This is a genomic window from Streptomyces sp. CG4 (assembly GCF_041080655.1).
In the GTDB taxonomy this organism is placed as follows: Bacteria; Actinomycetota; Actinomycetes; order Streptomycetales; family Streptomycetaceae; genus Streptomyces.
On the sequence record NZ_CP163525.1, the window covers coordinates 6,922,350 to 6,945,931 of the forward strand.

20 protein-coding genes and 1 riboswitch are annotated in these 23,582 nt (G+C 69.1%); of the genes, 13 read left to right on the top strand and 7 right to left on the bottom strand.

Annotation, left to right across the window (positions count from 1 at the left end; translation table 11 throughout):
* Nucleotides 1–149 precede the first annotated feature (149 nt).
* A complete protein-coding gene (locus AB5L52_RS31620; RefSeq protein ID WP_369367329.1) occupies nt 150–3,251 on the top strand; it encodes an efflux RND transporter permease subunit in 3,102 nt (1,033 codons plus the stop codon).
* An 80-nt stretch (nt 3,252–3,331) separates the two neighbouring features.
* Here the strand turns inward: AB5L52_RS31620 and nadA are convergent, their stop codons facing one another.
* Nucleotides 3,332–4,528 (bottom strand): quinolinate synthase NadA, encoded by a 1,197-nt coding sequence (nadA, locus tag AB5L52_RS31625; RefSeq protein WP_351018204.1) that lies wholly within the window; start codon nt 4,526–4,528, stop codon nt 3,332–3,334.
* A 263-nt stretch (nt 4,529–4,791) separates the two neighbouring features.
* Here nadA and AB5L52_RS31630 point away from each other — a divergent pair, with 263 nt between their 5' ends.
* The gene (locus AB5L52_RS31630) at nt 4,792–5,148 is read left to right on the top strand and encodes an iron-sulfur cluster assembly accessory protein (RefSeq protein WP_028422454.1); all 357 of its coding nucleotides are present in this window, start codon (nt 4,792–4,794) and stop codon (nt 5,146–5,148) included.
* Nucleotides 5,149–5,247: 99 nt separating this feature from the next.
* Here AB5L52_RS31630 and AB5L52_RS31635 read toward each other — a convergent pair whose 3' ends face one another.
* Nucleotides 5,248–6,720 carry a hypothetical protein gene (locus tag AB5L52_RS31635; RefSeq protein WP_369369010.1) on the bottom strand — a complete coding sequence of 491 codons (1,473 nt, stop codon included), beginning with the start codon at nt 6,718–6,720 and terminating at the stop codon, nt 5,248–5,250.
* A 340-nt stretch (nt 6,721–7,060) separates the two neighbouring features.
* Nucleotides 7,061–7,270, bottom strand: a complete 210-nt coding sequence (locus AB5L52_RS31640; RefSeq protein WP_351018200.1) for a hypothetical protein — start codon at nt 7,268–7,270, stop codon at nt 7,061–7,063.
* 130 nt (nt 7,271–7,400) lie between these two features.
* On the opposite strand from AB5L52_RS31640, the gene AB5L52_RS31645 reads away from it, so the two are divergent.
* Complete coding sequence (locus AB5L52_RS31645; protein ID WP_351018197.1) at nt 7,401–8,375, top strand: carbohydrate kinase family protein; 975 nt, start codon at nt 7,401–7,403, stop codon at nt 8,373–8,375.
* A gap of 34 nt (nt 8,376–8,409) precedes the next feature.
* Here AB5L52_RS31645 and AB5L52_RS31650 read toward each other — a convergent pair whose 3' ends face one another.
* Nucleotides 8,410–9,786, bottom strand: coding sequence for an aminotransferase class V-fold PLP-dependent enzyme (locus AB5L52_RS31650; RefSeq protein WP_351018194.1), 1,377 nt, complete (start codon nt 9,784–9,786; stop codon nt 8,410–8,412).
* Nucleotides 9,787–10,066: 280 nt separating this feature from the next.
* Here AB5L52_RS31650 and coxB point away from each other — a divergent pair, with 280 nt between their 5' ends.
* The 4 genes from coxB to AB5L52_RS31670 all read left to right on the top strand — a co-directional run bounded on the left by coxB (nt 10,067) and on the right by AB5L52_RS31670 (nt 14,592).
* The gene (gene coxB / locus AB5L52_RS31655) at nt 10,067–11,026 is read left to right on the top strand and encodes a cytochrome c oxidase subunit II (RefSeq protein WP_351018192.1); all 960 of its coding nucleotides are present in this window, start codon (nt 10,067–10,069) and stop codon (nt 11,024–11,026) included.
* The gene (ctaD, locus tag AB5L52_RS31660) at nt 11,023–12,756 is read left to right on the top strand and encodes a cytochrome c oxidase subunit I (RefSeq protein ID WP_351018189.1); all 1,734 of its coding nucleotides are present in this window, start codon (nt 11,023–11,025) and stop codon (nt 12,754–12,756) included. Before coxB ends, ctaD begins: the two co-directional genes overlap by 4 nt.
* The gene (locus AB5L52_RS31665; protein WP_351018186.1) at nt 12,753–13,151 is read left to right on the top strand and encodes a cytochrome c oxidase subunit 4; all 399 of its coding nucleotides are present in this window, start codon (nt 12,753–12,755) and stop codon (nt 13,149–13,151) included. Before ctaD ends, AB5L52_RS31665 begins: the two co-directional genes overlap by 4 nt.
* A 178-nt stretch (nt 13,152–13,329) precedes the next feature.
* Entirely contained in the window at nt 13,330–14,592 is a 1,263-nt protein-coding gene (locus AB5L52_RS31670) for an Ig-like domain-containing protein (RefSeq protein WP_351018183.1), read from the top strand.
* Nucleotides 14,593–14,690: 98 nt separating this feature from the next.
* Here the strand turns inward: AB5L52_RS31670 and AB5L52_RS31675 are convergent, their stop codons facing one another.
* On the bottom strand, nt 14,691–15,095 hold the full coding sequence (locus tag AB5L52_RS31675) for a hypothetical protein (protein WP_351567683.1): 405 nt from the start codon (nt 15,093–15,095) through the stop codon (nt 14,691–14,693).
* Between the two features lie 167 nt (nt 15,096–15,262).
* Between AB5L52_RS31675 and AB5L52_RS31680 the strand changes: the two genes are divergently transcribed.
* The 6 genes from AB5L52_RS31680 to AB5L52_RS31705 all read left to right on the top strand — a co-directional run bounded on the left by AB5L52_RS31680 (nt 15,263) and on the right by AB5L52_RS31705 (nt 22,427).
* Nucleotides 15,263–15,883: a heme-copper oxidase subunit III gene (locus tag AB5L52_RS31680; RefSeq protein WP_076090254.1), complete on the top strand. Its 621-nt coding sequence runs from the start codon at nt 15,263–15,265 to the stop codon at nt 15,881–15,883.
* A 62-nt stretch (nt 15,884–15,945) separates the two neighbouring features.
* Nucleotides 15,946–16,758, top strand: a complete 813-nt coding sequence (locus AB5L52_RS31685; RefSeq protein ID WP_351018177.1) for a cytochrome c — start codon at nt 15,946–15,948, stop codon at nt 16,756–16,758.
* Nucleotides 16,755–17,816, top strand: coding sequence for a Rieske 2Fe-2S domain-containing protein (locus AB5L52_RS31690; RefSeq protein ID WP_351018174.1), 1,062 nt, complete (start codon nt 16,755–16,757; stop codon nt 17,814–17,816). The genes AB5L52_RS31685 and AB5L52_RS31690 overlap by 4 nt, the downstream gene beginning before the upstream one ends.
* Nucleotides 17,813–19,450 (top strand): cytochrome bc complex cytochrome b subunit, encoded by a 1,638-nt coding sequence (locus AB5L52_RS31695; RefSeq protein WP_351018171.1) that lies wholly within the window; start codon nt 17,813–17,815, stop codon nt 19,448–19,450. The genes AB5L52_RS31690 and AB5L52_RS31695 overlap by 4 nt, the downstream gene beginning before the upstream one ends.
* Before the next feature lie 167 nt (nt 19,451–19,617).
* Nucleotides 19,618–20,682 carry an anthranilate phosphoribosyltransferase gene (gene trpD / locus AB5L52_RS31700; protein WP_351018168.1) on the top strand — a complete coding sequence of 355 codons (1,065 nt, stop codon included), beginning with the start codon at nt 19,618–19,620 and terminating at the stop codon, nt 20,680–20,682.
* Between the two features lie 75 nt (nt 20,683–20,757).
* Nucleotides 20,758–20,874, top strand: a riboswitch (SAM riboswitch).
* Between the two features lie 161 nt (nt 20,875–21,035).
* Nucleotides 21,036–22,427 carry an aminotransferase class V-fold PLP-dependent enzyme gene (locus AB5L52_RS31705; RefSeq protein ID WP_351018166.1) on the top strand — a complete coding sequence of 464 codons (1,392 nt, stop codon included), beginning with the start codon at nt 21,036–21,038 and terminating at the stop codon, nt 22,425–22,427.
* Between the two features lie 66 nt (nt 22,428–22,493).
* Here AB5L52_RS31705 and AB5L52_RS31710 read toward each other — a convergent pair whose 3' ends face one another.
* The gene (locus tag AB5L52_RS31710; RefSeq protein WP_023551367.1) at nt 22,494–22,775 is read right to left on the bottom strand and encodes an Lrp/AsnC family transcriptional regulator; all 282 of its coding nucleotides are present in this window, start codon (nt 22,773–22,775) and stop codon (nt 22,494–22,496) included.
* The gene (locus AB5L52_RS31715) at nt 22,772–23,515 is read right to left on the bottom strand and encodes a rhomboid family intramembrane serine protease (protein WP_351567693.1); all 744 of its coding nucleotides are present in this window, start codon (nt 23,513–23,515) and stop codon (nt 22,772–22,774) included. The genes AB5L52_RS31710 and AB5L52_RS31715 overlap by 4 nt, the downstream gene beginning before the upstream one ends.
* Between the last annotated feature and the right edge of the window lie 67 nt (nt 23,516–23,582).

Here is a 23,582-nt window from a genome sequence, read left to right on the forward strand (position 1 = left end):
CACCCGGGCGTACTGCGGGTCTCCACCCGGGCGTACTGCGGGCGCAGTAGGGGCCGGATAAGGAAATGGACCCTGGGCCTACGGTTCGACTCTCTGTGAGGGCTCAAGGTGGGAGGGCCTGCCGCTCACAGATTGAGAGACCCTGATCCATGTCCTGGCTGTCGAGATTCAGCCTCCGGCAACGGGCCCTGACAGGCCTGATGTCCCTCGTCGCGCTCGTCTTCGGACTGATCGCGATACCCCAGATCAAGCAGCAGCTGCTGCCCACCATCAACCTGCCCATGGTGTCGGTGATCGCGCCGTACCAGGGCGCCTCGCCCGACGTGGTCGAGAAGCAGGTCGTCGAACCGATCGAGAACAACCTCCAGGGCGTCTCCGGCGTCAAGGGCGTCACCTCGACCGCCAGTGAGGGCAACGCCGTGATCATGGCGTCCTTCGACTACGGCAACGACACCAAGCAGATCGTCTCCGACGTCCAGCAGGCCGTGAACCGGGCCCGCAACCAGCTCCCGTCCGGCGTCGATCCGCAGGTCGTCTCCGGCTCGACCGACGACATGCCGACGGTGGTCCTCGCCGTCACCTCCGACAAGGACCAGCAGGCCCTCTCCGACCAGCTGGCCAAGACCGTCGTACCGACGCTGAAGGACATCTCCGGTGTCGGCCGCGTCCAGGTCACCGGCGTCCGCGACCTCCAGGTCACGGTCACCCCGGACGATGCGAGGCTCGCGCGGGCCGGACTCACCTCCGCCGCGCTCGGGCAGGCCCTGCAGGCGGGCGGCGCGACCGTCCCGGCCGGCTCCTTCGACGAGAACGGCGTGAGCCGCACCGTCCAGGTCGGCGGCGGCTTCACCTCGCTCCGGCAGATCCAGGACCTGATGGTCACCGGCGAGAGCGGGGAGAAGCCCGTACGCCTCGGTGACGTGGCCACCGTGAAGGAGCAGCCGGCCCCGGCCGACTCCATCACCCGCACCGACGGCCGGCCCAGCCTCGCCGTCAACGTGACGATGGACCACGACGGCAGCGCGGTCACCATCTCCGGCGCGGTCAAGGACAAGCTGCCCGACCTGCGCGAGCAGCTCGGCTCCGGCGCGAAGCTCACGGTCGTCAGCGACCAGGGCCCGGCCGTCTCGAAGTCCATCAAGGGCCTGACCACCGAGGGCGCGCTCGGCCTGCTCTTCGCCGTCCTGGTCATCCTGGTCTTCCTGGCGTCGATCCGCTCGACGCTGGTCACGGCCGTCTCCATCCCGCTGTCCGTCGTCCTCGCCCTGATCGTGCTGTGGGCGCGCGGCCTGTCGTTGAACATGCTCACGCTCGGCGCGCTGACCATCGCCATCGGCCGTGTCGTCGACGACTCGATCGTGGTCCTGGAGAACATCAAGCGGCACCTCGGCTACGGCGAGGAGCGCAAGGACGCGATCCTGAACGCCGTGCGCGAGGTGGCCGGCGCGGTCACCTCCTCCACCCTCACCACGGTCGCCGTGTTCCTGCCGATCGGCCTGGTCGGCGGCATGGTGGGCGCCCTGTTCGGCTCGTTCAGCATCACGGTGACGGCGGCCCTGCTGGCCTCCCTGCTGGTGTCGCTGACGGTCGTCCCGGTCCTGTCGTACTGGTTCCTGCGCGCCCCGAAGGGCACCCCCGGGGACGCGGCCGAGGCCCGCCGGCGGGCCGAGGAGAAGGAGGCGAACAGCCGCCTCCAGCGTGCCTACGTCCCCGTCCTGCGCTTCGCCACGCGCCGCCGCCTCACCAGCGTGCTGCTCGCGATCGTGGTCCTCGTCGTCACGTTCGGCATGGGCGGCCTGCTGAAGACGAACTTCTTCGACCAGGGCGAGCAGGAGGTCCTCACCGTCAAGCAGGAGCTGAAGCCCGGCACCGGCCTCGCCGAGACGGACAAGCAGGCCAAGCGGGTGGAGCAGCTCCTGGCCGCCACCGACGGCGTCAAGGACTACCAGGTCACCGTCGGCTCCTCCGGCTTCATGGCGGCCTTCGGCGGCAGCACCCAGACCAACCAGGCGTCGTACCAGGTGATGCTGAAGGACTCGAAGTCGTACGACAAGGTGCAGAAGCACCTGGAGGACGGCCTGAAGAAGCTCCAGGGCATCGGTACGACCACCGTGTCGGCCGGCGACGGCTTCGGCAACCAGAACCTGAGCGTGGTGGTCAAGGCGTCCGACCCGCAGGCGCTGAGCACGGCGGCGGACGAGGTCCGCTCCACGGTCGCAGGACTGGACGGCGTCACGGACGTCACCAGCGACCTCGCGACCAGCGTGCCCCGGATCTCGGTCAAGGCCAACGCCAAGGCGGCCGCGGCCGGGTTCGACGACCAGAAGCTGGGCGCCGCGGTCGCCCAGGCCGTGCGCGGTACGACGGCGGCGAAGGCGATCCTCGACGACACCGAGCGCGATGTCGTGGTGCGGTCGGCGGAGCCCGCGACCACCCTGGCCCAGCTGAAGGCGCTGCGCCTCGGCCCGGTGAAGCTGGGCGACATCGCCACGGTGCGGCTGGTGGACGGCCCGGTGTCGCTGACCCGGATCGACGGCCGGCGGGCCGCGACCATCACGGCCAAGCCGACCGGCGACAACACGGGCGCGATCAGCACCGAGCTCCAGTCGAAGATCAAGGCGCTGAAGCTGCCGACGGGCGCGAAGGCCGAGATCGGCGGCGTCACGTCGGACCAGAACGACGCGTTCAAGAACCTGGGCCTGGCCATGCTGGCGGCGATCGCGATCGTCTTCATGCTGCTGGTCGCGACCTTCCGTTCGCTGGCCCAGCCGCTGATCCTGCTGGTCTCCATCCCGTTCGCGGCGACGGGCGCGATCGGCCTGCTGGTCGCCACCGGCACCCCGATGGGCGTCCCGGCGATGATCGGCATGCTGATGCTGATCGGCATCGTGGTGACCAACGCGATCGTGCTGATCGACCTGATCAACCAGTACCGCGGGCAGGGCTACGGCGTGGTCGAGGCCGTGATCGAGGGCGGCCGGCACCGGCTGCGCCCGATCCTCATGACGGCCCTGGCGACGATCTTCGCCCTGCTCCCGATGGCGCTGGGCGTCACCGGCGAGGGCGGCTTCATCGCCCAGCCCCTCGCGGTGGTCGTCATCGGCGGCCTGATCACGTCGACCCTGCTGACCCTGCTCCTGGTCCCGACGCTCTACGCGATGCTGGAGCTCCGCAAGGAGCGCCGCGCCAAGAAGCGGGCGGCGAAGCAGCAGGCCCGCGAGTCCGAGGCGCGGGAACCGGCCGGCGTCTGAACGCCGAGGGCATCCGAACATCACCGAGGCCCGGCCCCCCTTCCTGGGGGGCCGGGCCCCGGCCTGGTTCGTGCGGAGTCCTACGGCAGCGCCAGCATCCGCTCCAGCGCCAGCTTGGCGAACGCCTCCGTCTCCTGGTCGACCTCGATCCGGTTGACCAGGTTGCCCTCGGCCAGGGACTCCAGGGCCCAGACCAGATGGGGCAGGTCGATCCGGTTCATGGTCGAGCAGAAGCAGACCGTCTTGTCGAGGAAGACGATCTCCTTGCCCTCGGGCGCGAAACGGTTCGCCAGACGACGGACCAGGTTCAGCTCGGTGCCGATGGCCCACTTGGAACCGGCCGGGGCGGCTTCCAGGGCCTTGATGATGTACTCCGTCGAGCCGACGTAGTCCGCGGCGGCGACGACCTCGTGCTTGCACTCGGGGTGGACGAGGACGTTCACGTCGGGGATGCGGGCGCGGACGTCGTTGACCGAGTCCAGGCTGAAGCGGCCGTGGACCGAGCAGTGGCCCCGCCACAGGATCATCTTCGCCGCACGCAGCTCGTCCGCCGTCAGGCCGCCGTTCGGCTTGTGCGGGTTGTAGACCACGCAGTCGTCCAGGGACATGCCCATGTCCCGGACCGCGGTGTTGCGGCCGAGGTGCTGGTCCGGCAGGAACAGCACCTTTGTTGTCGAGGGCTCCCCCTGCTCGAAGGCCCAGTCGAGCGCGCGCTTGGCGTTGGACGAGGTGCAGATCGTGCCGCCGTGCTTGCCGGTGAACGCCTTGATGTCGGCGGAGGAGTTCATGTACGAGACCGGCACGACCTGCTCGGCGATGCCCGCCTCGGTCAGGACGTCCCAGCACTCCGCGACCTGCTCGGCCGTCGCCATGTCGGCCATCGAGCAGCCGGCGGCGAGGTCGGGCAGGACGACCTTCTGGTCGTCGGAGGTGAGGATGTCCGCCGACTCGGCCATGAAGTGCACACCGCAGAAGACGATGTACTCGGCCTCCGGGCGCGCGGCCGCGTCCCGGGCCAGCTTGAAGGAGTCGCCCGTGACGTCCGCGAACTGGATGACCTCGTCGCGCTGGTAGTGGTGGCCGAGCACGAAGACCTTGTCGCCGAGCTTCTCCTTGGCCGCGCGGGCGCGCTCGACCAGGTCGGGGTCGGACGGCGAAGGCAGGTCGCCGGGGCACTCGACGCCCCGCTCGCTCTTCGGGTCGGCCTCACGGCCGAGCAGCAGCAGGGCGAGCGGAGTCGGCTGCACGTCGAGCTCCGGGGTCTGGGCGGTGGTCACGACACGCACCCTTTCTACTTTTCGTCTAACTGACGCTATCTATCATAACTGGTTCATGTCACTTTGACGATGGCCATAACGTCGATGTGACATGAATCCCGCCCGGGTCCCTCCACAGGCCGCTGCCGGTGCCGTGGGGCATGTGCGAGCATGAAAGCGGAAGAAAAACGCGACAACACGACTGCCCGGCCCGGAATGAATCCGCGGAAGCGCCGGTTGCACTCGTCGGCAAGCAGTCTCCGTACAACCCGGGAGAGATGTAGATGTCCGTATCGGACGAGACCACCACCGTCACCGACGGCATCATCCTGACCGACGCCGCCGCGGCCAAGGTCAAGGCCCTGCTCGACCAGGAAGGCCGTGACGACCTCGCGCTGCGCGTCGCTGTTCAGCCCGGCGGCTGCTCCGGTCTGCGTTACCAGCTCTTCTTCGACGAGCGCTCGCTCGACGGCGACGTGGAGAAGGACTTCGGCGGGGTCAAGGTCGTCACGGACCGGATGAGCGCTCCGTACCTGGGCGGCGCCACCATCGACTTCGTGGACACCATCGAGAAGCAGGGCTTCACGATCGACAACCCGAACGCGACCGGCTCCTGCGCCTGCGGCGACTCCTTCAGCTGAGCCGACGGTTCTGCCTGACGGATCGAAAAGGCGGCGGCCCCTTGTCATGGGGGCCGCCGCCTTTTTCCGTACGCCCGGAGGCTGCCGTACGTCAGGAGGCTAACGAGCCTGCGTCGGCGCGTCGGGCCGGAGCTCGCCCGGCTTGGCCTGCGGGATCGGCTTGCCGTCGGTGCCGACGACCGTCCGGCCGTCCAGCGGCCTGTCCAGCCGTACGGTCTTCACGTACTCCTTGGCGATCAGCACGCACACCTTGTTCGGCCAGGGCCGCTCGGTGACGGTCACGGTCACCCGGTCGCCGGCCTCCTTCGCCGTCGCCGTGTAGTCGGCGCACACCCCGCCGTAGAAGCTCACGTTCAGCTCCCGGTCGTCGGCCGTGTACCCGGTCACCTGCACGTTGTGCGGCTTCGGCGCCGTGCTCGGCCCGCCGGAGGGAGTCGTGGCCGAGGCCAGGTACCGGGGGTCGACCGCCGGATACGTCACCGTGGACGCGCCCTGACCGGCCGGCTCCCGCACCTGGAACAGCCAGGACGGCACCAGCGTCTGCCGCCCGGCGACCGAGTGCGCGGCCAGCCCGAACACCGCGTTCGCCACGCCGACCGTGTCGGTGCCCGGGTCCGCCCCCTGCTTCGGCGCCCCGGTGGAGGCGCGGCAGGGCTGCTCCAGCCGGTCCTTCAGCGGCCCCGGATCGGCACAGCCGCCGATCCCCATCCGGTGGTCGCCCTTCGGCGCCGCGTTCATGAGCTTCAGCGTCTTCGCGGCGCTCAGCACGGGATACGTGTCGCCCTTCACCGGCGTCCCGAGCAGCCCGTGCCCGCCGACCAGCTCGCCCTGCCGGTCCACGGTCAGGCCCGTCGTCCAGCCGTACGTCGGCAGCCCGCCGACCACCGGGTCGGCGTTGACCACCCGCTGGAGGCCCATGACCTGGCTCGCGTCGATCTTCGCGTCGTCCAGCCCGGCCGCCTTCAGCACGGGCGCCGCGGCCGCGATCGCCCTGGACGCGCTCACCGGGCTGCCCGTCGGGCCCATCGGATCGTGCGCACAGAGGACACCCTTCTTGCAGTCGTCGGTGCCCGGCGCATAGCGGCTGAAGGTCCAGCTGCCCGGCGCGTCCCGGTTCACCTGCAGGCTCGGCCCGGAGCCGGCCTTGCCGCCGACCCGCCAGATCCCGCCCTCGGCCACCGGTGTGCCGTCGACGCCCAGCGCCTTCGCCAGCCGGGCCACCGCGTCCTTGCCGACCTCGCCCTTCGGCGCGTACACCGGCGCGGAGCCGGGGCCGGCCGGCAGTTCGCCCGCGGCCGCATACGTCGCGCCGTACGGGTCCGGCTCGCCCGGAGCGATGCCGCCCGTGCCGCCGCTGAAGCCGTCCAGGGCGAGCGGTGGGGGAGTGGCGCCGTCACCGGCCCTGCCGGGGCCGCCGGTACGACCGCCCGCGTCGCCGCTCGCCGCGAGGTAGGCGCCACCGCCGCCGACCAGCAGCACGGCCGCGGCGACGGAGAGAACGGCGAGCCTCGACCGGCGCCGCCCGCCCGGCCGGTCCGCCGTACCTTCGCCGCCGTCGCCGACATCGTTCACGTCGCGTCCGTCGGAAACGGCGGTGACGTCAGTGATGTCAGTGACGTCAGCGACGGCGGTGACGTCCTCCGCCGAGGCCGCCGGCTCGGGCTTCCCGGAGTCCGCCGGGCCCGCCGGGTCCGCCGCGTCCGCGGAGGCCTCGAAGCCCTCCCGGCTCGCGGCGCTCCCGGTGCTTTCGCCGTTCTCGGCATGCTCGGAGCCCTCGGGGTGCTCGCGGTTCTCAGGTCCCTCGGTGTTCACCGCATCGCTCCTCGCTGGTCGTATCCCGCATCCCCCGTGTGGGGGACGGCGATGGGACGCGGGAGGGGAGCGTGCGGTTCCCTGCGAAAAGCGCCCCGGGTCAGTCGCCGTAGTCCGACATCGCGTCCAGCAGACGCGCGGACTTCGCCGGCACGGTCACCCCGTGGATCAGGGACGGCGGCACCGGCCGGGACTCGGAGTGCTCGGGAACCGTCCAGTGCGGAGCCATCCGGGCGCAGTCACCGCGCAGCGCGGCGAGATCGCCGTCGAGGTCGGCCGGGGCGGTGGAGCGGAACTTGAGGTTCGTCATGACCGCACCGTAGGCCTGCTCCCGGTCGCGAAGAAAGATCTACTATCGGGTAGTTTCGCCACCTACAGCGCAGACGGCCGACCGGGTAGCGTGAACTGTCAATCCAGCCTCCCGCAGGAGAATTCCCGTCGTGCGCATCGCAGTCACCGGCTCCATCGCCACCGACCACCTCATGACCTTCCCCGGCCGTTTCGCCGACCAGCTCGTCGCGGACCAGCTGCACACGGTTTCGCTCTCCTTCCTGGTCGACAATCTGGACGTGCGCCGCGGCGGTGTCGCCGCGAACATCGCCTTCGGCATGGGCCAGCTCGGCACCCGGCCGATCCTGGTCGGTGCCGCCGGCTCCGACTTCGACGAGTACCGGTCCTGGCTCGACCGGCACGGTGTGGACACCGAGTCGGTCCGGATCTCCGAGACCCTGCACACCGCCCGCTTCGTGTGCACCACCGACGCCGACCACAACCAGATCGGCTCGTTCTACACCGGCGCGATGAGCGAGGCCCGCCTCATCGAGCTGAAGACCGTCGCCGACCGCGTGGGCGGCCTCGACCTGGTCCTCATCGGCGCCGACGACCCGGAGGCGATGCTCCGCCACACGGAGGAGTGCCGCTCCCGCGCGATCCCCTTCGCCGCCGACTTCTCCCAGCAGATCGCCCGGATGGACGGCGACGAGATCCGCGTCCTGCTGGACGGGGCGACGTACCTGTTCTCCAACGAGTACGAGAAGGGCCTCATCGAGACCAAGACCGGCTGGAGCGACGCCGAGATCCTGGGCAAGGTCGGCCACCGCGTCACCACGCTGGGCTCGCGCGGTGTGCGCGTCGAGCGGGCCGGTGAGGACCCGGTCGAGGTCGGCTGTGCCGAGGAGGAGCGCAAGGCCGACCCGACGGGTGTCGGCGACGCCTTCCGCGCCGGGTTCCTGTCCGGACTGGCCTGGGGGGTTTCGCTGGAGCGCGCCGCCCAGGTGGGCTGCATGCTCGCCACGCTGGTCATCGAGACCGTGGGGACGCAGGAGTACCGGCTGCGGCGGGCGCACTTCATGGAGCGGTTCACCAAGGCGTACGGGGACGAGGCCGCCCAGGAGGTTCAGGCCCACCTGGGCTGAGCCCGGCGTCCGGGGGCTCCGCCCCCGGACCTCCTCAGCTCACCCGGCGTACCACGTACGCCGTTCCCCGCTCCGCCGGCTCCTCCCCGACGTACTCCTGCCCCCGCATCGCGCACCACGCCGGGATGTCCAGGCGGGCGGCCTCGTCGTCGGAGAGGACGCGGACGGTCCCGCCCACCGGTACCCGGTCGAACACCTTGGCCAGTTCGATGACCGGGATCGGGCAGCGCTTGCCGAGGGAGTCGACGACGAGTTCGCCCGGGCCGGCCTGTGTGGCCGGTGTCGGCGCGCCCAGCTTCTCGCGCACTCCCGCGACGGTTCCCGGCAGCACCGCGAGGAACCGCTCCACGTCCTCCTCGGCCGCCCCCATCGGCAGGGACACCCGGACATTGCCCTCGCTCAGCACACCCATGGCCTTCAGGACATGGCTGGGCGTCAGCGTGCTGCTCGTGCAGGAGGAGCCGGAGGAGACGGAGAAGCCCTCGCGGTCCAGTTCGTGCAGCAGGGCCTCGCCGTCGACGTAGAGGCAGGAGAAGGTGACGATCCCGGGCAGCCGTCGCTCGGGGTCGCCGACGACCTCCACATCCGGCACCAGCTGCGGCACCCGCGCCCGGATCCGCTCCGTCAGCTCCCGCAGCCGTACCGCCTCCTGGGCCGCCTCGGCCCGTACCGCGCGCAGCGAGGCGACGGCCGCCACGACGGCCGGGATGTCCTCGAACCCGGGCGCCCGCCCCGACTCCCGCTCGTCGGCCGGGCCTTGGGCGGCGAACCGCACCCCCTTGCGTACGGCGAGCAGCCCGACCCCGGACGGCCCGCCCCACTTGTGCGCACTGGCCGTCAGCAGCGACCAGGCACCCCCGACCGGCCCCCACCCCAGCGACTGTGCCGCGTCCACCAGCAGCGGCACACCGGCGGCCCGGCACGCCTCGGCCGCCTCGGCCACCGGCTGAACGGTCCCCACCTCGTGGTTGGCCGACTGCAGGACGGCCAGCGCGGTGTCCGGACGGAGCGCCTCCGCGAAGCCGGACGGGTCCACGGCGCCGGCCCGGTTCACCGGCACCCGGGTCACCGTCCCCCCGTCCGCCTCGAACACCTCCGCCGAATGGAGTACGGAGGAGTGTTCGACCGCCGACACGATCAGGTGGCGCCCCACCCGCCGCCTCCCGGCCAACGCACCCGCGATGCCGCTGTGTACGGCCCGCGTTCCGGAGGGGGTGAAGACCACCTCGTCCGCCCGGCACCCGACAGCCTCGGCGGCCGCCTCCCGAGCGGCGTCGAGCAGCATGCGAGCCTTACGGCCCTCCCGATACAGCCGCGCGGGATCCGCCCATCCCTCATCCAGAGAGGCCAACAGCGCCTGACGGGCAACGGGATGGAGAGGAACGGCGGAGGCAGCGTCAAAGTAGGCCATACGGCAACGTTAAGACCCCGGCGGAGGGAGCCGACCCAGGGGCGCGTGGCTGTGTCAATTGCGGCTCCGCCGCGGGGCGCGACCAGCCACGACGAGCCCCCGGCCGCCAATTCAGCGAACCACCCACTCCAGTAGGCCCCCCTCCCCGCGAACCCCCGGAGGGCGTCGGCTAGGGTTTGGTCCGCATAAACATCCAAACCCCTGCCCGCCGCAGGGCGGCGACCGACCAGCGAGAAGGCCGCAGCCGACCGCGCGGGCGAGACTCTCGGGAAGGCGCTACGTGAGTCCCAACGGCTCCGACCGCTCGCCGCGGCGCCCGATGCGGCGGAAGCTGCTGCAGGCACTGACCGCGGGCCTGGTCCTGGCGACCGCAACCGGTTGCACATACAAGGACTTCCCCCGCCTTGGCATGCCCACCCCGACCACGGAAGAGGCTCCGCGGATCCTCTCCCTGTGGCAGGGCTCCTGGGCTGCCGCACTGGCCACCGGCGTGCTGGTGTGGGGCCTGATCCTGTGGAGTGCTTTCTTCCACCGGCGCAGCCGCACCAAGGTCGAGGTACCTCCGCAGACCCGGTACAACATGCCGATCGAGGCCCTGTACACGGTGGTCCCGATCATCATCATCTCGGTGCTCTTCTACTTCACGGCCCGGGACGAGTCGAAGCTCCTGGACCTCTCCAAGAAGCCGGACCTCACGGTCAACGTGGTCGGCTACCAGTGGAGCTGGGGCTTCAACTACGTCGAGAACGTTCCCGGTGTTGCCGGCGACGCCAAGACCGACAAGAACCTGGACGCCATTCCGGACCGGTTCAAGAAGGACTTCCCGGTGAACGCCGGCGGCGTCTACGACGCCGGTACGCCCGCCACGAAGAACCCGCAGACGGGCAACCCGGGTCCGACGCTCTGGCTCCCCAAGGGCAAGACGGTCCGCTTCGTCCTCACCTCTCGTGACGTCATCCACTCCTTCTGGGTGGTGCCGTTCCTGATGAAGATGGACGTGATCCCGGGCCACACCAACTCGTTCCAGGTGACTCCCAACCAGGAGGGCACCTTCCTCGGCAAGTGCGCCGAGCTCTGCGGCGTCGACCACTCCCGGATGCTGTTCAACGTGAAGGTCGTCTCGCCCGAGCGGTACGAGCAGCACCTCAAGGACCTCGCCAAGAAGGGGCAGACCGGTTACATTCCCGCCGGCATCGCGCAGACGAGCCACGAGAAGAACCGGGAGACGAACAACCTGTGAGCATCCTCAACGAACCCCAGGGTGCCGCGGCAGCTGAAGGCTCGTACGCGGACGAGCTGCCGGTCAGGCGCAAGCAGCCCGGCAACGTAGTGGTGAAGTGGCTGACGACCACCGACCACAAGACGATCGGGACGATGTACCTCGCGACGTCGTTCGCGTTCTTCCTGATCGGTGGCGTGATGGCGCTGCTCATGCGCGCCGAGCTGGCCCGGCCGGGTCTGCAGATCATGTCGAACGAGCAGTTCAACCAGGCGTTCACGATGCACGGCACGATCATGCTGCTGATGTTCGCGACGCCGCTGTTCGCCGGCTTCGCGAACTGGATCATGCCGCTGCAGATCGGCGCGCCGGACGTGGCGTTCCCGCGGCTGAACATGTTCGCCTACTGGCTGTACCTGTTCGGCTCCACGATCGCGGTGGGTGGCTTCCTCACCCCCGAGGGCGCGGCCGACTTCGGCTGGTTCGCCTACTCGCCGCTGTCGGACGCGGTCCGCTCCCCGGGTGTCGGCGCCGACATGTGGATCATGGGTCTGGCCTTCTCCGGCTTCGGCACCATCCTCGGCTCGGTCAACTTCATCACCACGATCATCTGCATGCGCGCCCCGGGCATGACCATGTTCCGCATGCCGATCTTCGTGTGGAACGTGCTGCTCACCGGTGTCCTGGTCCTGCTCGCCTTCCCGGTCCTCGCGGCCGCGCTGTTCGCCCTGGAGGCGGACCGCAAGTTCGGCGCCCATGTCTTCGACGCCGCCAACGGCGGCGCCTTGCTGTGGCAACACCTCTTCTGGTTCTTCGGACACCCAGAGGTGTACATCATCGCGCTGCCGTTCTTCGGAATCATCTCCGAGGTGATCCCGGTGTTCTCCCGCAAGCCGATGTTCGGCTACATGGGCCTGATCGCCGCGACCATCGCGATCGCCGGTCTGTCCGTGACGGTGTGGGCCCACCACATGTACGTCACCGGCGGTGTGCTGCTGCCGTTCTTCTCCTTCATGACCTTCCTGATCGCCGTACCGACCGGTGTGAAGTTCTTCAACTGGATCGGCACGATGTGGAAGGGCTCGTTGTCCTTCGAGACACCGATGCTCTGGGCGACCGGCTTCCTGATCACCTTCACGTTCGGTGGTCTGACCGGTGTCATCCTGGCCTCGCCGCCGATGGACTTCCACGTCTCCGACTCGTACTTCGTGGTGGCCCACTTCCACTACGTGGTCTTCGGCACGGTCGTCTTCGCCATGTTCTCCGGCTTCCACTTCTGGTGGCCGAAGATGACCGGCAAGATGCTGGACGAGCGCCTCGGCAAGATCACCTTCTGGACGCTGTTCGTCGGCTTCCACGGCACCTTCCTGGTCCAGCACTGGCTCGGTGCCGAGGGCATGCCGCGTCGTTACGCCGACTATCTGGCGGCCGACGGCTTCACCGCCCTGAACACGATCTCGACCATCAGCTCCTTCCTGCTCGGCCTGTCGATCCTGCCGTTCCTCTACAACGTGTGGAAGACGGCCAAGTACGGCAAGCCGGTCAACGTGGACGACCCGTGGGGCTACGGCCGTTCGCTGGAGTGGGCGACCTCCTGCCCGCCGCCGCGGCACAACTTCCTCACCCTGCCGCGGATTCGCAGTGAATCCCCGGCATTCGATCTGCACCACCCCGAGATCGCCGCGCTCGAGCAGCTTGAGTACGCCGGTCACGGCACCGCCGTCGAGGGCAGCAAGGAGGCCGGCAAGTGAAGATCCAGGGTCGGATGTTCATCTGGCTGAGCGTCTTCATCCTGATCATGGCCATCGTGTATGGCGTGTGGTCGAAGGAGCCGGCCGGTACCACCGCACTGTTCCTGGCCTTCGGCCTGAGCGTCATGATCGGCTTCTACCTGGGCTTCACCGCCCGGCGGGTCGACGCGGGCGCCCAGGACGACATGGAGGCCGATGTCGCGGACGACGCGGGCGAGCTGGGCTTCTTCAGCCCGCACAGCTGGCAGCCGCTCATGCTGGGCTTCGGCGGTGCGATCGCCTTCCTCAGCATCGCGGTCGGCTGGTGGCTGATCTACTTCTCGGCCCCGTTCATCGTGGTCGGTCTGTTCGGCTGGGTGTTCGAGTACTACCACGGTGAGAACCGCACCCAGTAGCACACGAGCGCAGCCACCGGAAGCCCGGACACTCCATCAGGAGGGTCTGGGCTTCCGGCCTTTCCGCGCGGCCCACCTGCCCCGTCACCCGTCCGCTGTCGGCCGCCTGCCGCAGTGTCGATCACTCGAACGGATTACCTGCCGCGCCGGTGAGGTCTGCGCCTCATAGCGTGATCGTATGAACCACATTCCGCGGACCCGCACCGTCGTCGGCTGCACCCTGCTGGTGACCGCACTCGGCGCGGGCGTCACCGCCTGCGGCTCGGACGGCAACCCCTTGTCCGCCAAGCCGTACGACGCGGCGGGCCTGATCTCCTTCAACGGCCCCATCGACGCAGGGAAGCGGGCCGACCCGGACAAGCCCCTGGAGATCACCGCCAACAGCGACGACGACCAGATCACCGACGTCACCGTCCAGGACTCCACAGGGCGCTATGTGGCGGGCGAACTCGCCGCCGACGGCAGCAGATGGCACAGCACCGCTCCGCTGGCCGCCAACGCCCACTACACGGTCACGGTGAGCACCGAGGACGACGACGGCGCGCCCGGCCGCAAGGTCCTCGCGTTCGACACCAGCCTGCCCACGAACAAGAAGCGACTGACCGTCACCTTCGGGCCGGACGCCGGCGAGTACGGCGTGGGACAGCCCATCACCGCCCAACTCGACCAGGAGGTCAAGGACAGGGCGCAGCGCGCCGTCGTGGAGAACGCCCTCCGGGTGAGCTCCGCACCGGCCGTGCAGGGCTCCTGGTACTGGGTGAACGGCAAGGAGCTCCACTACCGGCCCAAGGAGTACTGGCCCACCCACGCCACCATCACGGTGCACAGCAACCTGGACGGCATGAAGATCGGCGACCGGTTGTGGGGCGGCAGGTCCCAGCCGCTCACGATCACCACGGGGGAGCGGATCGAGGCCCTCACGGACGCCGCGGCGCACCGGCTGACGGTCTACAAGAACGGCGCGGTGCTCAGAGCGCTCCCCGTCACCACCGGCAAGCCCGGCTGGGAGACCCGCAGCGGCGTCAAGGTCATCCTGGCCAAGCAGTACTTCGTCCGCATGCGCGGTACCACGGTCGGCATCGCCGCGGGCACCTCCGACTCGTACGACCTGCCGGTGTACTGGGCCACCCGGGTGACCTGGTCCGGCGAGTTCGTCCACGCGGCGCCCTGGTCCGTGGGCTCACAGGGCTACGCGAACGTCAGCCACGGCTGCACCGGCATGAGCACGGCGAACGCCGCGTGGTTCTTCAACACCGTCCACGAGGGCGACATCGTCAAGGTCGTCAACACCAACGGCAAGGCGATGGAACCCTTCGGCAACGGCTTCGGCGACTGGAACCTGGACTGGAAGAGATGGAGCCAGGGCAGCGCCCTGACCCGCGGCACGACGAACACACCGTCGGAGACGAACACGGTACGTCTCCAGCCGGCAGCGCTGTAGCGAACCCAGGGGCGCGGGCTGTGCCGACAGGAGGGTCCGCCGCGCGGGCGCGAAGAGGCCCCACGGCCCGCACCGGCGCAGAGGTCCCACGCCCCGGGCTACGAGGCGCTCAGCAACCTCTTCTGACGGAGCAGCGAGGCAAGGGCCGAGGCGAACTCCACCGGATCCACCGGCAGCGTCACAGCCGCATCGGCCCGGCTCCAGGTGGCCAGCCACGCATCCTGCGGCCGCCCCATGAGCAGCAGCACCGGCGGGCAGTTGAACACCTCGTCCTTGATCTGCCGGCACACCCCCATGCCCCCCATCGGCACGGCCTCACCGTCCAGCACACAGACGTCGATACCGCCTCGGCCCAACTCCCGGACGACCGCCTCGGGGGTGGCGCACTCCACGAACTCGACAAAGGGAACATCAGGAGCCGGTTTACGGCCGGAGGCCAGCCGTACTTGCTCGCGGGTGGTGGAGTCGTCGCTGTAGACCAGCACCGTGGCGGTCGGCTGCATGGTTCCTCCGGGACGTCGGCGTCGTACGGACGGGAAGTACAGGGCCGTTCGGGGCGGATGTTACTCCCGTCGAAGTCTCCCTGAACACCACGTCAACACCGGTTCGGCGGGCAGCAACACTCCGAACGGCACCCCCCGGAGTGAGGGCGGGATAAGCGACCGACATAATGTCGGTCGTGGCGACAGCAACGACAGTAGAAACCGGGCACGCGCACCCGTCGGTCAACCGGCCGAACCTCACCAGCGTCGGAACCATCATCTGGCTGAGTTCCGAGCTGATGTTCTTCGCGGCCCTCTTCGCGATGTACTTCACCCTGCGATCGGTGACGGGTCCGGCGCACTGGAAGCACATGGCCGAGGCGCTCAATGTGCCCTTCTCGGCGACGAACACCACGATCCTGGTGCTCTCCTCGCTCACCTGCCAGCTCGGCGTGTTCGCGGCCGAGCGCGGTGACGTGAAGAAGCTCCGTGGCTGGTTCATCCTCACCTTCATCATGGGTGCGATCTTCATCGGCGGTCAGATCTACGAGTACACGGAGCTGGTGAAGAAGGACGGCATCTCGCTGTCCTCGGACCCGTACGGCTCGGTGTTCTACCTGACCACCGGCTTCCACGGCATGCACGTGACGGGTGGCCTCATCGCCTTCCTGTTCGTCCTCGGCCGCACCTACATGGCCAAGAGGTTCACCCACGAGCAGGCGACCGCCGCCATCGTCGTGTCCTACTACTGGCACTTCGTCGATGTGGTCTGGATCGGCCTTTTCGCCACGATCTACTTGATCAAGTAGCGGGACCGGCTCCCGCACATCCAGAAGCACCGACGCAGAAGATCCTGACACCGGGGTAATCCGTGAAAAAGCTCTCCGCACGACGACGCCATCCGCTGGCGGCGGTCGTCGTCCTACTCCTCGCGCTGGCGGCCACTGGGGGGCTGTATGCCGCGTTCGCACCCGCGGGCAAGGCACAGGCCGATGATTCCGCCCAGTCCCTGACCATCAAGGAGGGCAAGAAGCTCTACGAGGTCGGCTGCGCCAGCTGCCACGGCACCGGTGGCCAGGGCTCCTCCGACGGACCGAGCCTGGTCGGCGTGGGTGCCGCGGCCGTCGACTTCCAGGTCGGCACCGGCCGTATGCCCGCGGCCACCTCGCAGGGCGCCCAGGTCCCGCGCAAGAAGGTCGTCTACGACCAGACGCAGATCGACCAGCTCGCCGCCTACATCGCCTCGCTGGGCGCCGGCCCGAGCGTGCCCACCAACGACCAGTACGGCCCGGGTGGCGCGGACATCGCCAAGGGCGGCGAGCTGTTCCGCACCAACTGCGCGCAGTGCCACAACTTCACCGGCAAGGGCGGCGCCCTGACCAAGGGCAAGTTCGCGCCGAGCCTGGAGGGTGTCGCTCCGAAGCACATCTACGAGGCCATGCAGACGGGCCCGCAGAACATGCCGTCCTTCCCCGACACCACGCTGTCTTCGAAGAACAAGAAGGACATCATCGCGTACCTGAACGCGGTCAACGGCGACAAGACGGAGAACCCGGGCGGTCTGGAGCTGGGCGGCCTCGGGCCGGTCAGTGAGGGTCTGTTCGCCTGGATCTTCGGCCTCGGCGCGCTGATCACGGTCGCCGTCTGGGTCGCCGCTCGGACCGCAAAGGCCAAGAAGTCATGAGTAGCCAAGACATTCCAGAAGAGAACCTGCCCGCTGAGCAGGGCCACGCACCCGGCGTGGCGGTAGGGGTCGCGGACGAGGAGAACCCGTTCGCGGACCCGGGGCTGCCGCCGCACGAGCACCGGATCCAGGACATCGACGAGCGGGCCGCCAAGCGGTCCGAGCGCATGGTCGCCCTGCTGTTCACGGTGTCGATGCTGGCCACCATCGCCTTCATCGTCGCGTACCTGGTGGTCCCGAACGACAAGTCGATCTTCGTCTTCCCGATCGGGCACCTCAGCGCGATGAACTTCACGCTGGGTCTGACCCTCGGCGTGGCGCTGTTCAGCATCGGCGCGGGCGCGGTCCACTGGGCCCGCACCCTGATGTCCGACGTCGAGGTCGCCGACGAGCGGCACGCGATCGCGGCCTCGCCCGAGGTCCGCGCGAAGGTCCACGCGGACTTCCGCGAGGGTGCCAAGGAGTCGGCGCTCGGCCGCCGCAAGCTGATCCGCACCACGATGTTCGGCGCGCTGGCCCTGGTGCCGCTCTCCGGCGTCATGCTGCTCGGCGGTCTCGGCCCGGCGCCCGGGACCAAGCTGCGGCACACGATGTGGGCCAAGGGCAAGCGCCTGGTCAACATGAACACCAACCAGCCGCTGCGTCCCGAGGACGTCGCCGTCGGCTCTCTCACCTTCGCCAAGCCCGACGGGCTGGAGGAGACGGACGAGGAGTTCCAGACGGAGATCGCCAAGGCCGCGCTGATGATCGTCCGGCTGCAGCCGGGCAACATCAAGGACAAGCGCGAGCTCGACTGGTCGCACGAAGGCATCGTCGCCTTCTCCAAGATCTGCACCCACGTCGGCTGCCCGATCTCGCTGTACGAGCAGCAGACGCACCACGTGCTGTGCCCGTGCCACCAGTCCACCTTCGACCTCTCCGACGGCGCCCGAGTGATCTTCGGCCCCGCCGGCCACGCCCTGCCGCAGCTGCGCATCGGCGTGGACAGTGACGGTTACCTCCAGGCGCTCGGCGACTTCGAGGAGCCCGTCGGTCCTGCATTCTGGGAGCGCGGATGAGTACTACACCGAATGAAGAGCCCCGCTCTCGCGGGAAGGCACCGGCCGGCGAGCGGATCGCCGACTGGGCCGACGGCCGGCTCGGGATCTACTCCCTGGCCAAGGCCAACATGCGCAAGATCTTCCCCGACCACTGGTCGTTCATGTTGGGCGAAGTGTGCATGTACAGCTTCATCATCATCATCCTGACGGGTGTCTATCTGACACTGTTCTTCCACCCGTCGATGAACGAGGTGCAGTACCACGGCAGCTATGTCCCGCTCCAGGGACAGCTGATGTCCGAGGCGTTCAACTCGACCCTGCACATCTCCTTCGACGTGCGCGGTGGTCTGCTCATGCGGCAGATCCACCACTGGGCCGCGCTGATCTTCCTCGCCGGCATGTTCGTGCACATGATGCGTGTGTTCTTCACCGGCGCGTTCCGCAAGCCGCGTGAGATCAACTGGCTGTTCGGCTTCCTGCTGTTCGTCCTCGGCATGTTCACCGGCTTCACCGGTTACTCGCTCCCGGACGACCTGCTCTCCGGCACCGGTGTCCGCTTCATGGAGGGCGCGATCCTGTCCGTGCCGATCGTCGGCACGTACCTGTCGTTCTTCCTGTTCGGCGGAGAGTTCCCCGGCCACGACTTCGTCGCCCGGTTCTACTCGATCCACATCCTGCTGCTGCCGGGCATCATGCTCGGCCTGATGGTGGCGCACCTGATCCTGGTCTTCTACCACAAGCACACGCAGTTCGCGGGTCCCGGAAAGACCGAGAAGAACGTCGTCGGCATGCCGCTGCTGCCGGTCTACATGGCCAAGGCCGGAGGCTTCTTCTTCCTGGTCTTCGGTGTGATCGCGGCCATCGCGGCGGTCGCCCAGATCAACCCGATCTGGGCCATGGGCCCCTACCGTCCGGACCAGGTGTCCACCGGCGCCCAGCCCGACTGGTACATGGGCTTCTCCGAGGGTCTGATCCGCTTCATGCCGGGTTGGGAGATCAACCTGTGGGGCCACACGCTCGTCCTGGGCGTGTTCATCCCGCTGGTGATCTTCCCGCTGGTCCTGGTGGCGATCGCGGTCTACCCGTTCATCGAGTCCTGGGTCACCGGCGACAAGAGCGAGCACCACATCCTGGACCGCCCGCGCAACGCCCCGACCCGCACCGGTCTCGGCGTCGCCTGGATGACGATCTACCTGACCCTGCTGGTCGGCGGCGGCAACGACCTGTGGGCCACGCACTTCCACCTGTCGATCAACGCCGTGACCTGGTTCGTCCGGATCGCGTTCTTCGTCGGCCCGGTCATCGCGTTCCTCGTGACCAAGCGGATCTGCCTCGGCCTGCAGCGCCGCGACCGCGACAAGGTGCTGCACGGTCGCGAGACCGGCATCATCAAGCGCCTGCCGCACGGTGAGTTCATCGAGGTGCACGAGCCGCTCAGCCAGGAGCAGCTGCACACCCTCACGGCTCACCACCAGTACGAGCCGGCCGAGATCGGCCCGACGGTCGACGAGAACGGTGTCGAGCGCAAGGTCGGCACCTCGGAGAAGGTCCGGGCGAAGCTGTCCAACGCCTACTACGGCGAGGACAACCAGATCCCGAAGCCGACCGTCGATGAGTACAAGGAGATCACGAGCGGCCACGGCCACCACTGATCCCCGCGTCGCCACGCCACGCTGAGGGGCCCCGTCCGGCTTACGGACGGGGCCCTTCGCCATGTCCCGGGGCCGATAGGGTGGGATCACCACTGATTTCGGACCACTGATTTCGGACCAGTGATCTCGAACCAGTGATTTCGCAGGTACGACACCCAGGAGCGGCTATGAGCGCTGTGACCCCCGCTGGAGGCGACACCGCGGCGGGCCGCTCCTGGCCCGCCCTGCTGAACGGTCTGCTGGACGGCCAGGACCTGTCCGCCGACGACACCGCGTGGGCGATGGACCGGATCATGCGCGGCGAGGCGACCGACGCGCAGATCGCCGGTTTCATGGTGGCGCTGCGGGCCAAGGGCGAGACGGTCCAGGAGATCAGCGGGCTCGTCCGCGCGATGTACGAGCACGCGAACGTGATCGAGGTGCCGGGTCCGGCCGTCGACATCGTCGGCACCGGCGGCGACGGCGCCAAGACGGTGAACATCTCCACGATGTCGTCGATCGTCGTCGCGGGCACGGGCGCCAAGGTCGTCAAGCACGGCAACCGCGCCGCGTCCTCGGCCTCCGGGTCCTCCGACGTCCTGGAGAAGCTCGGGATCAATCTGAACCTGACCCCGAAGCGGGTCGCCGAGGTCGCCGAAGAGGCCGGCATCACCATCTGCTTCGCGGTGAAGTTCCACCCGTCACTGCGCCATGTGGCCCCGGCCCGCGGCCAGTTGGGCATCCGTACGACCTTCAATGTGCTGGGCCCGCTGACCAACCCGGCCAAGGTGCGCTCCCAGGCCGTCGGTGTCGCCGACCCCCGGATGGCACCGATCGTGGCCGGAGTCCTCGCCGAGCGCGGCAACTCCTCCCTGGTCTTCCGGGGCGACGACGGACTGGACGAGCTGACGACGACGTCCACGTCCCGGGTCTGGGTCGTCCGGGACGGCAAGGTCACCGAGGAGATCTTCGACCCGCGCGAGGTCGGCATCGACCTCGTCCCCGTGGAGGCCCTGCGCGGCGCCGACGCGGCGTACAACGCGGAGGTGGCCCGGCGCCTGCTGGACGGCGAGCGCGGCCCCGTCCGGGACGCCGTCCTGCTGAACTCTGCGGCGGCGCTGGTCGCTCTCGCGCCGACCGACGCCCCGCTCGCCGACCAGCTCCGGGCCGGCATGGTGAGGGCCGCCGAGTCCATCGACTCAGGCGCGGCGAAGCGGACGCTGGAGCGGTGGGTGGCGGCCAGCAACGCCTAGCGTGCACCGGTCGTCGTCCCGCGATCCGGACTCGGGTTGCGGGACGACGATCGTTTCCCGTACGTTCCTGTCCCAGGTCATGAGTGACAGTCATGAGGCCCCGGCCGACTGTCCGGCAACCCTCCGTCCGTGGCGGGGTGCCCCGGGTGAAGACCAGGCCGTAGGCAGTGAGGTCTATGGCAAGCGCGGACCCCTCGCGCGCCTTTGGTTTGTATGCGAGGGCAGGGGTCCTGGTCGTCGAGGAGCCTCCCGTGAGCAAGCGAATGCGATAGGGCCGCCGAGCCCCGCCTCCGCACACCCTTTTCCTCTTCTTCCTACGCCCTCAGGGCGTATGTCCTCACGGGAGTTCACCCATGTCCGTCTTCACCGCTGCCGCCGACCAGTCCGTTTGCCGTGACATTTCGGGGGCGCTGCCCGTTCTGGGCCGGGATGTCACCGTCCCGCTGGTCACCGGCGGCGAGGTCACCTACGCGGCCCTCGACTACGCGGCCAGCGCCCCCGCCCTGCAGCGCGTCTGGGACGACGTCGCCGCCTACGCGCCCTACTACGGCAGCGTCCACCGCGGCGCCGGCTACCTCTCCCAGCTCTCCACCGACCTGTTCGAGAACGCCCGCAAGGCGGTCGCCGAGTTCCTCGGCTGCCGCGCCGACGACCAGGTGGTCTTCACCCGGTCGACCACGGACTCCCTGAACCTGCTGGCCCGCGCGCTCCCCGCCGACTGCCAGGTCTTCGTCTTCGAGACCGAGCACCACGCCTCCCTGCTGCCCTGGCAGGACGCGCACGTCACCTACCTCAACGCCCCCCGCACCCCGCAGCAGGCCGTGGCGACCCTGGAGCGGGCCCTCGCCGACCGCACCGTGTCGATCGAAGGGGGCCACGGTCCGGCCCTGGTCTGCGTCACCGGCGCCTCCAATGTCACCGGGGAGCTGTGGCCGGTGCGCGAACTGGCCGCCGCGGCGCACGCGCACGGCGCCCGGATCGTCCTGGACGCCGCCCAGCTCGCCCCGCACCACCCGGTGGACATCCGCGACCTGGACGTCGACTGGGTCGCCTTCTCCGGCCACAAGCTGTACGCCCCCTTCGGCTCCGGCGTCCTGGCCGGCCGCGCCGACTGGCTGCGCGCGGCCGAGCCGTACCTCGCGGGCGGCGGCGCCAGCCGCAAGGTGACCCGGCGTCAGGACGGCGGCGTGGACGTGGAGTGGCACGAGAGCGCCGCGCGGCATGAAGCGGGCTCGCCCAATGTGATCGGCGCCTACTCCATCGCGTCGGCCTGCAAGGCGCTCACCGAGGCCGGCTGGGACACCCTGGTGGCCCGCGAGCAGCATCTGATCACCAGGGTCCGCGAGGGCCTCGCCGAGGTCCCGCAGGTGAAGGTGCTGTCCCTGTTCGGCGACGACGCCCCGCGCGTCGGCGTGATCTCCTTCGTGGTGGAGGGCTGGAACAGCTCCCACTTCGCCGCGGCGCTCTCCGCCGAGTACGGCATCGGCGTCCGCGACGGCCTCTTCTGCGCCCACCCGCTGGTCCGCACCCTGCTCGGCAGCGACCCCCAGACCCAGGGCGAATGCGGCGCCCCCGAGGCGGCCCCCGGCGAGAAGTCCCTCAACGCCATCCGGGTCAGCTTCGGCGCGGGAACGCCCGACGAGCACGTGGAGCGTTTCGTGGCGGCGGTCCGGGAACTGGTGACCGACGGCGCGAAGTGGACGTACAGGACGGAGGACGGCCGCTGTGTACCGGCGGTGAACTGATCCACCCGGAGGGGCGCGGGGCTGTATCGGTATGCGGCCCCGCCCCGCAGACGTACCGAGGCGCCCCTACGACTCCAGCCCGATGGAGAACGCCGCCTCGAGGTCGTGCTGGGAGTACGTCCGGAACGCCACGTGCGTGTCCGTCCCCTCCACCCCGGGAATCTTGCTGATCCGGCCCGGAATGACATCGGCAAGATCGTCGTGCTGCCGCACCCTGACCATCGCGATCAAGTCATACGTACCCGTGACGGAGAAAACCTCGCTCACCGATTCCAGCGAAGCGATCTGCTCCGCGATCTCGGGGATCCGGTCCACGCTGGTCTTGATGAGGACGATCGCGGTGATCACGGCTGGTTCTCTCCCTCGGGTGCCGGAGCTGGGGCGGACTTCACTCTAGCCGCACGGCCGTAGCGCACCCACGCGTAGCCGAAGCCGAGCCCGAAGCCGACCAGGTGGGCCAGATACGCCACCCCGGGGCCGTCGGAGGTCTGCTCCGCGGCCGCCCACTGCAGGGCCGCCCAGAACGGCAGCACGACCCACGCGGGAAACCTGAGCGGCAGGAAGAACAGGAACGGCAGAAGACTGGTGACGCGGGCGCGGGGGAACAGGTAGAGGAACGCTCCGAGGACCGCCGAGATCGCCCCGGAGGCGCCGACCAGCGACTGCTCGGAGGTGGCATTGGCGGCCGCGTAGCCCAGCAGGGCCAGATATCCGCAGCCGACGTAGAAGAGGGTGAACTCGACCCGGCCCATCCGTTCCTCGGTCATCGCGCCGAAGACGAAGAGGAAGAGCATGTTGCCGAGCAGATGCACCCAGCTGCCGTGCACGAACAGGGCCGTGGCGGGGGTCAGGGCCTCGCGCACCGGCCTGGCGAACACCTCGGCCGGGACCACGCCCCAGCGCCGGAAGTACGTCCGCTGCGCGGCGAGCAGGGCGTCCCCGGTGCCGTATCCGGGGGTGAGACCCGAGGCCGGGCCCAGGACGAAGAGCAGACTGCACAGGGCGATGAGGCCGTATGTCAGGGGTGTCGGTGTGCTCCGGACCGCTCTGAGGGCCCTGCCGGTCGCCGTGCTCCACGCGCTGATCATGAACACAGAGCATGACGTAACGGGACGCAGGCTGACAGACCGCCTCGCCGCCGGGGCCTGTCCGGTG